8 protein-coding genes and 1 pseudogene are annotated in these 7,616 nt (G+C 60.5%); 7 read left to right on the top strand and 2 right to left on the bottom strand.

Going from position 1 to position 7,616, the window contains the following annotated elements; genetic code table 11:
- Window positions 1-98 (bottom strand): IS630 transposase-related protein (locus tag ILT44_RS29315; RefSeq protein WP_204243141.1); only part of this gene is annotated, 98 nt, incomplete at its 3' end.
- Between the two features lie 196 nt (window positions 99-294).
- Here ILT44_RS29315 and ILT44_RS29310 point away from each other — a divergent pair.
- The 7 genes from ILT44_RS29310 to lhpI all read left to right on the top strand — a co-directional run bounded on the left by ILT44_RS29310 (window position 295) and on the right by lhpI (window position 7,141).
- The gene (locus tag ILT44_RS29310; RefSeq protein WP_204243140.1) at window positions 295-1,104 is read left to right on the top strand and encodes an ABC transporter substrate-binding protein; all 810 of its coding nucleotides are present in this window, start codon (window positions 295-297) and stop codon (window positions 1,102-1,104) included.
- Between the two features lie 77 nt (window positions 1,105-1,181).
- On the top strand, window positions 1,182-1,847 hold the full coding sequence (locus ILT44_RS29305; protein ID WP_204243139.1) for an amino acid ABC transporter permease: 666 nt from the start codon (window positions 1,182-1,184) through the stop codon (window positions 1,845-1,847).
- An 11-nt stretch (window positions 1,848-1,858) separates the two neighbouring features.
- Window positions 1,859-2,512: an amino acid ABC transporter permease gene (locus ILT44_RS29300; protein ID WP_204243138.1), complete on the top strand. Its 654-nt coding sequence runs from the start codon at window positions 1,859-1,861 to the stop codon at window positions 2,510-2,512.
- On the top strand, window positions 2,505-3,227 hold the full coding sequence (locus ILT44_RS29295) for an amino acid ABC transporter ATP-binding protein (protein ID WP_204243137.1): 723 nt from the start codon (window positions 2,505-2,507) through the stop codon (window positions 3,225-3,227). Before ILT44_RS29300 ends, ILT44_RS29295 begins: the two co-directional genes overlap by 8 nt.
- 60 nt (window positions 3,228-3,287) lie before the next feature.
- Window positions 3,288-4,316: a trans-3-hydroxy-L-proline dehydratase gene (locus ILT44_RS29290; protein ID WP_204243136.1), complete on the top strand. Its 1,029-nt coding sequence runs from the start codon at window positions 3,288-3,290 to the stop codon at window positions 4,314-4,316.
- Window positions 4,317-4,367: 51 nt separating this feature from the next.
- The gene (locus ILT44_RS29285) at window positions 4,368-5,387 is read left to right on the top strand and encodes an Ldh family oxidoreductase (protein ID WP_204243135.1); all 1,020 of its coding nucleotides are present in this window, start codon (window positions 4,368-4,370) and stop codon (window positions 5,385-5,387) included.
- A complete protein-coding gene (gene lhpI / locus ILT44_RS29280) occupies window positions 5,384-7,141 on the top strand; it encodes a cis-3-hydroxy-L-proline dehydratase (RefSeq protein ID WP_239468620.1) in 1,758 nt (585 codons plus the stop codon). Before ILT44_RS29285 ends, lhpI begins: the two co-directional genes overlap by 4 nt.
- A gap of 223 nt (window positions 7,142-7,364) precedes the next feature.
- Here the strand turns inward: lhpI and ILT44_RS29275 are convergent.
- Window positions 7,365-7,616: pseudogene (locus tag ILT44_RS29275) on the bottom strand (ABC transporter substrate-binding protein); the annotation flags it as partial.

The raw sequence follows: 7,616 nt of genomic DNA, 5'->3' as shown, positions 1-7,616 counted from the left end.
CTGACGGCAAAGTGCCCTGCTGCCGCCCGGCAGGAATGGCCCGCCTCGACAAAGTCAGCCACCCGCACCCGAAGATCGAGAGAATAGCAGTGACCCATGATCTACCTCCCGGTCCAGAGAGTGAATCACAGATCGCGCCAGGCAAAAACCCGGGAGTCGGATTTCCAGTCCGATGCTCTAGTCCTCAAAGAAAAATTTCCATATTGCAAATTGTATCCAATATGCGAATGTCCTGCGCGCTGATCCTAGGCGAGGATTGCCGGGTTCGGACATGAATCAATAGGGAACTAAATAATGAAACTGAGGACAACAGCGGCAGCTATTTTCATTGGCATGCTCGCCGCCATGCCTGCCAAAGCAGACAAGCTCGACGATATCATTGCCTCTGGCACCCTGCGTTGTGCCGTGACACTTGACTTCCCGCCGATGGGCTCGCGCGACGAGAAGAACCAACCAGTCGGCTTCGACGTCGACACCTGCAACGATCTTGCCAAAGTCCTTGGCGTGAAGGCCGAGATCGTCGAAACCCCGTTCCCGGACCGGATCCCGGCGCTCGTCTCGGATCGTGCAGACGTGGGCGTTGCCTCGACTTCCGACACGCTGGAGCGCGCCAAGACCATCGGCTTTTCGATCCCGTACTTTGCCTTCAAGATGGTCGTCCTTACCAAGGAAGGAACAGGCATCGACACTTATGAGAGCCTAAAGGGCAAGAAGACCGGTTCGACCTCCGGCACTTTCGAGGCGATTGCCCTCGAGAAGGACGTGAAAGCGTGGGGTGGCGGCTCCTTCCGTCCGTACCAGACCCAGGCTGACGTGTTCCTCGCACTCTCCCAGGGCCAGATCGACGCAACCGTTGTTACCAACACGGTGGCTCAGGCCACGGTCAAGTCCGGCAAATTCAAGGGCTTCGTGGTGAAGGGCGATGCCCCCTACGTGACTGACTATGTCGCCTTGATTGGATTGCGCCAGGAGCAGGGCCTGCTGAACTACCTCAGCCTCTTCGTGAATCAGCAGGTTCGCACTGGCCGCTACCAAGAACTTTACGACAAGTGGGTGGGTGGCGGCGAGGCGCCGGACCTCACAGTCAAAGGCGTCTATCGCTGATTGGCCGCTGAACGGGCGGAGGCAAGCAGAACCTCCGCTCTTCTCAGCGCACCTCAGTCGTTTGGACCGCGTTCATCATGCTGAATTACACATTTCATTGGCGCCCGGCCTTCAACGCCCTTCCCGACATGCTGTGGGGCGCTCTGGTGTCTCTCCAGATTGCCGTACTGTCGATGGTGATCGGCGTCGTCCTTGCCGTGTTTCTTGCGCTCGGCCGCCAGTCAGATAATAAATTCCTCTATGGCTTCTCAACCGGCTGGGTCGAGCTTGCGCGCAACACGCCTGCCCTGTTTCAGATCTACATGACTTACTTCGGTTTGGGTTCCTTCGGTATTCACCTGGATTCCTACGTGGCGCTTCTCGCTGGCATCGCCTTCAATAATGCAGGTTATCTAGCCGAGACGTTCCGCGGCGGCCTTCGCGCCATCCCGCATACCCAAACACGCGCCGCCCGCTCACTCGGCATGACCGCACCACAGGCCTTCCGCCTCATCGTGCTGCCGCAGATGTTTCGCATCGTATTCTATCCCATGACCAACCAGATGGTCTGGGCGCTGCTGATGACCTCGCTTGGCGTTACGGTCGGCCTCAACACCGATCTCACCGGCGTCACACAAGACCTGAACGTGCGCACCTTCCGTACCTTCGAGTTCTTCGCCATCGCGGCTGTCATCTACTACCTTCTGGCCAAGCTCATCACCCTCTCGTCGCGCCTCTTCGCTTGGCGCCTGTTCCGGTACTAAGGGAGGTTGTGATGTTCGAGACAAGTCTCACCTGGAACGACGTACTTTTCCTCCTTCAGGGTGCGGGAACGACGCTGACCATCACATTTTGGGCAGTGCTCGGCGGCACCATCTTGGGCATGCTCTTTGGTCTCATCCGTGCCACGTCGCCGTGGTGGGTCAATGCGCCGATCGGGTTCGTGCTAGATATTCTGCGCTCGGTACCCCTCCTGATCCAGTTCGTGCTCGCAAATTCGTTCAAGTCCATCCTCAAGCTCCAGGTATCTGCCTTCACGGTAGGCTGCGTGGTGCTTGCCCTCTACACGGCGGCCTACTGTGCCGAGATCGTGCGCGGCGGCATCCTGGCTGTCCCGCCCACCACGCGTCGGGCCGCCCGCTCCTTGGGCATGACCTACACACAGGACTTGACGAACATTGTGTTTCCCATGGCCTTGCGGGTTGCGCTGCCCAGCTGGATCGGCCTGACACTCGGCGTCATGAAGGACACAGCGCTCGTTCTATGGATCGGCATCGTCGAATTGCTGCGGGCGTCCCAGGTGATTGTGACCCGCATTCAGGAGCCGCTTTTCGTTTTGTCGATTGCAGGCCTGATCTACTTCCTCATGAGCTTCCCGATTGCACGGCTTGGGGCACGGCTCGAAAAGCGGTGGCGCGAAGATGATTGAGTTGAAAGACGTTCGGAAAAACTTCGGCAGCCTTGAGGTGCTGAAGGGCGTCAGCCTCTCGGTTCAGAAGGGTGAGGTGCTGTCCGTCATTGGTGGTTCGGGCTCAGGCAAGTCCACGATGCTCATGTGTATCAATGGTCTGGAGCCAATCCAAGGCGGGCAGATCCTTGTCGACGGCACGGATGTGCATGCCCGCGGAACTGATCTCAACAAACTACGGCAGAAGATCGGCATCGTATTCCAGCAGTGGAATGCCTTTCCACACCTCACTGTGCTCGAGAACGTCATGCTCGCGCCCCGCAAGGTACTGGGCAAGAGCAAGAGGGAAGCGGAGGAGATTGCGGTCAAGCAGCTCACTCACGTGGGCTTGGGCGAGAAGCTGAAGGTCTATCCCTCCAAGCTGTCCGGCGGCCAGCAGCAGCGGATGGCCATTGCACGGGCGCTCGCCATGTCGCCGGATTACATGCTCTTCGACGAGGTGACCTCGGCACTCGATCCGCAGCTTGTGGGCGAGGTGCTGGACACCTTGAAGATGCTCTCGGAAGAGGGCATGACCATGATCCTTGTCACCCACGAAATCCGCTTCGCGCGGGATGTGTCCGACCGGGTCGCCTTCTTCCACAAGGGCCTGATTCATGAGATCGGCGTTCCTGAGCAGGTGATCGGAAGACCACAGAAGCCCGAGACCATCGACTTCCTTAAATCGGTTCTTTGACGGTGCAGGGATCGACCTGGCGGAAACTCATCGTAAGACAGCCCCTGCTCGGAGAGCTCAATGCGCACGTCGAAAGTTGTTCATGTCGTCAGCTGCCATGCGGAAGGGGAGGTCGGTGATGTGATCGTTGGTGGCGTCGTGCCGCCTCCAGGCGACACAATCTGGGAGCAGTCCCGCTTTATCGCCAGAGACGAAACCCTGCGCAACTTCGTGCTGAACGAGCCGCGCGGTGGTGTCTTCCGGCACGTGAACCTTCTCGTGCCACCGAAGAACCCGCGGGCGCAGATGGGCTGGATCATCATGGAGCCCGCTGACACCCCGCCCATGTCGGGCTCCAATTCCATCTGCGTGTCCACGGTTCTGCTCGACACCGGCATCATCCCGATGCAGGAGCCGGAAACCCGGCTCACTCTCGAGGCGCCAGGCGGTCTCGTCGAGGTCACGGCAGCCTGCCGAGCTGGCAAAGCGGAGCGGATCACGGTCCGCAACGTGCCCTCCTTCGCCGACAAGCTCGACGTGAAGCTCGAAGTCGAGGGGGTTGGCACGCTCACCGTGGACACGGCCTATGGCGGCGACAGCTTCGTCATTACGGATGCGACGGCGCTCGGCTTTTCGATCCGCCCCGACGAGGCGAAGGATCTGGCCGCGATCGGCATCAAGATCACTCGAGCGGCCAACGAGCAGATCGGCTTCAGACATCCCGAGCTTCCGGGCTGGGATCACATTTCCTTCTGCCAGATTGCGGCGCCGCTCGTCGATCGGGACGGCGTTCCGCACGGCGCCAACGCCGTGGTGGTGCGGCCCGGCAAGATCGACCGCTCGCCGACCGGCACGGGCTGTTCGGCCCGCATGGCGGTGCTTCACGCGCGCGGCATCCTGAAGGTCGGCGACAGCTTCGTGGGGCGCTCGATCATCGATTCGGAGTTCATCTGCCGCATCGAGGGCGAGGTGACGGTGGGTGGAAGGCCCGGCATCATCCCGTCGATCTCCGGACGCGCCTGGATCACCGGCACCCACCAGCACATGCTCGATCCCGACGATCCTTGGCCTGATGGCTACAGGCTGTCGGATACCTGGCCGCCGATGTAGACCTGTCGAAGCCACTTTTGGCAAGCCTCGGACACGAACGGACCTAGACGAATGAATGAAGAAGTCACCCTCCCGCTGGACGAGGTCAAGCGGATCAGCATCGACGTTCTCACGGCAGGCGGTCTTTCCGACGACCATGCACATGCTATCGCGGGCGTCGTCTATGCCGGCCAGCGCGACGAGTGTCATTCCCACGGCATGTACCGGCTTCTCGGCTGCGTGCGTTCCGTGAAGGAGGGCAAGGTCAACCCGAACGCGGTGCCTGACGTGGTGGACCACGCGCCCGCCGTCGTGCGCGTCGATGCCCGTTTCGGCTTCTCTCCGCTCGCCTTCGAGCGCGGCAAGCCAGTGCTCGTCGAGAAGGCTCGCCGGACGGGCCTCGCCGCCATGGCGATCAACAACTGTTATCACTTCTCCGCTCTCTGGCCGGAGGTGGAGGCGATCAGCACGGACGGACTCGTGGCGCTCGCCATGACCCCGAGCCACAGCTGGGTTGCGCCTGCGGGCGGCAGTAAGCCCGTGTTCGGCACGAACCCGATCGCGTTCGCCTGGCCGCGCCCCGATGGACCGCCCTTCGTGTTCGACTTCGCCACCAGCGCCATTGCCCGGGGCGAGATCGAGCTGCACCGGCGCGCAGGCAAGCCCATTCCCACCGACTGGGCCGTCGACCGAGCGGGCAATCCTACCAACGATCCGGCGGCTGCTCTCGCGGGCGCCATGCTGACCTTCGGCGGCCACAAGGGCTCGGCACTCTCGGCCATGATCGAGCTGATGGCGGGCCCTCTGATCGGCGACATGACGAGCGCGGAATCCATGGCCTTCGATGAAGGCGTCGGCGCCACCCCCTGTCATGGCGAACTGATCCTCGCCTTCGATCCCAAGGTGTTCCTCGGCACCGATGCCGCGCAGCACGTGGCCCGGGCCGAAACGATGTTCAAGTCGATCGTCGGACAGGGCGCACGCCTGCCCTCGCAGCGCCGCTATGAGGCCCGTGAGCGCAGCAAGGTAAACGGGGTGCGCATTCCCAAGGCGCTCTACGACGACCTGCAAGCTCTCCTGCCTCGCCAATGAAAGGAACCGCCATGAACGAGGCCGTTTTCTCCGGTGCCGCCTTCGTTCATGGCGAGGCTTCGGGAGAAATCATCGCAAGCGATGTGGAGTTAAGCTTCTGGGGCGGCGTCGATCCATTCAGCGGTGAAGTCATCGACCGGCATCATCCCCTGAGTGGCCAGATCCTGACAGGCAAGGTGCTTGTCATTCCCGGTGGACGTGGCTCCTGCTCAGGCAGCGGGGTTATCCTGGAGCTTCTTCTCACGGGAAAGGGACCGGCAGCCATAGTGGTCGAGCGTGAAGACGATATCCTCACCCTCGGCGTTGTGATCGCGGAAGAAGTCTTTGGGAAATCCATTCCCGTTGTCGTACTCAACCCAAGAGAATTCCTTCAGGTAACCACAGCACGCTCTGCACGGGTTGACGGCAATCGCGTCGTATGTGGCAATGATCCCGACGCTGTGCGGGTGCTGCCGCTTGCCGAAAGAGAACCGAGAAACAATGTTTCTGATCTCAGTTTAAGCAAAGCGGATGAGGCATATCTGGATGGCACCTACGGTAAGGCCGCGCAGGTAGCTATGAAAATCATTCTACGCATGGCTCAGCTGCAAGGCGCCAATCAGCTGATCGACGTCACGCAAGCGCATATCGATGGCTGCGTCTACACCGGTCACGGGTCGCTGAGGTTCGCGCAGCAATTGCGGGATTGGGGCGGGAGGGTTACGGTGCCGACGACCCTGAATTCCATCTCCGTCGATCACCGCCGCTGGCGTGTACAGGGCATCGATCCAGCCTTTGGAGAGCCGGCGAGCCAGTTGGGTGACGCGTATATCGATATGGGGGCGCACCCCACGTTCACGTGTGCGCCCTATCTCCTCGAATCTGCGCCGCAAAAGGGCGAACAGATCGTCTGGGCTGAGTCCAACGCCGTGGTCTATGCCAACAGCGTGCTCGGCGCACGGACGATGAAATATCCCGATTTTCTCGATATCTGCATTGCGCTCACGGGCCGCGCACCTTTGGCTGGATGTCATATTGAGAGCGGCCGGAGGGCGGCTCTCCAAATCAATGTGCCGAAGCTCAAGGATTTTGACGACGCGTTCTACCCGTTGCTCGGCTATCACGTCGGCCTCGTGGCCGCGAACCGGATTCCTGTCCTGACTGGGCTTGAACAGGCTGCACCCTCACAGGATGACCTCAAGGCCTTCGGGGCTGCGTTCGCGACCACCTCAAGCGCACCCATGTTCCACATTCTCGGCGTGACACCCGAGGCAGTGACATTGAACGATGCAACCGGCGGGACAAGCGTTCCGACTGTCGAGATTTCCATTGAGGACCTGCTTCGGAGCTGGCGCGAGCTCGACAGCGCCCCCGGTTTTTCAGTCGATCTCGTATCGCTCGGCAATCCGCATTTCTCCTTCAGCGAATGCGAAAAGCTCGCCGCTCTCTGCCGCGGTCGCACGAAGCATAAGGATGTAACGGTTGTCGTGACCTGTGGGCGCGCAACACACGACAAGATACGGGAAGCCGGGATCCTGTCGGAGCTCGAGTGCTTCGGGGTTCAGTTGGTCACGGATACCTGCTGGTGCATGATCACCGAGCCGGTCGTTCCACCGACAGCTGAAACGATCATGACCAATTCCGGCAAGTACGCCCATTACGGCCCGGGCCTCACGGGACGAGGCTTCCATTTCGGAAGCCTCGCGGCTTGTGTCGAGGCGGCCTGCACTGGTGCCACAAGCGCTGAGCCTCCGCCTTGGCTTCGAGATAATTGAACTGTTCGAAGACGGCGGAAGCTCAGTGCAGCTGAGCAATCAGATGGTGGCGGGCGGTAAGCCGCTGCCTGCTTGCCCCACAGCCTCCTGAACCATCGACCTCGGCTGGCATATTCATTCACTCGGGCGATGGAAGTTGTGGGGCTGATGCGCAGCGCGGCTTTTACTCCATCATGAAGCAGATAGGCTTAACCGATCGTCCGATGCGCTAGCATAATGCTACCTATTTGGCCGGATGGACGCCCCGGAGGCGGATCATGCCGTCGGGATAGGGTTTGAAGTCGGCGACACGATTCGACACTGCGTAAATGAGAGGCGAATAATAGGTGTAGATGATCGGCAGTTCGCTCTGCAGGATTCCCAGTGCCTGGTTGTAGAGGCTCTTACGTGCCTCAACATCCGGCGTGAGCCGCGCCTCGTTCAGCAGGCGATCCACCTCCGGGTTGCAGTACTTGGAGTCGTTCTGGGTTCCTTT

The sequence above is a fragment of the Microvirga arvi genome (assembly GCF_016892765.1).
Lineage (GTDB): Bacteria > Pseudomonadota > Alphaproteobacteria > Rhizobiales > Beijerinckiaceae > Microvirga > Microvirga arvi.
The sequence above is the reverse complement of the archived record's forward strand: the minus strand, read 5'-3'. Positions and strand labels throughout refer to the sequence as shown.

What these genes read in the sequence shown, in the direction of transcription:
- ILT44_RS29310 (WP_204243140.1), top strand. Translation starts at nt 295, where the DNA reads ATGAAACTGAGGACAACAGCGGCAGCTATTTTCATTGGCATGCTCGCC.
- ILT44_RS29305 (WP_204243139.1), top strand. Translation starts at nt 1,182, where the DNA reads ATGCTGAATTACACATTTCATTGGCGCCCGGCCTTCAACGCCCTTCCC.
- ILT44_RS29300 (WP_204243138.1), top strand. Translation starts at nt 1,859, where the DNA reads ATGTTCGAGACAAGTCTCACCTGGAACGACGTACTTTTCCTCCTTCAG.
- ILT44_RS29295 (WP_204243137.1), top strand. Translation starts at nt 2,505, where the DNA reads ATGATTGAGTTGAAAGACGTTCGGAAAAACTTCGGCAGCCTTGAGGTG.
- ILT44_RS29290 (WP_204243136.1), top strand. Translation starts at nt 3,288, where the DNA reads ATGCGCACGTCGAAAGTTGTTCATGTCGTCAGCTGCCATGCGGAAGGG.
- ILT44_RS29285 (WP_204243135.1), top strand. Translation starts at nt 4,368, where the DNA reads ATGAATGAAGAAGTCACCCTCCCGCTGGACGAGGTCAAGCGGATCAGC.
- lhpI (WP_239468620.1), top strand. Translation starts at nt 5,384, where the DNA reads ATGAAAGGAACCGCCATGAACGAGGCCGTTTTCTCCGGTGCCGCCTTC.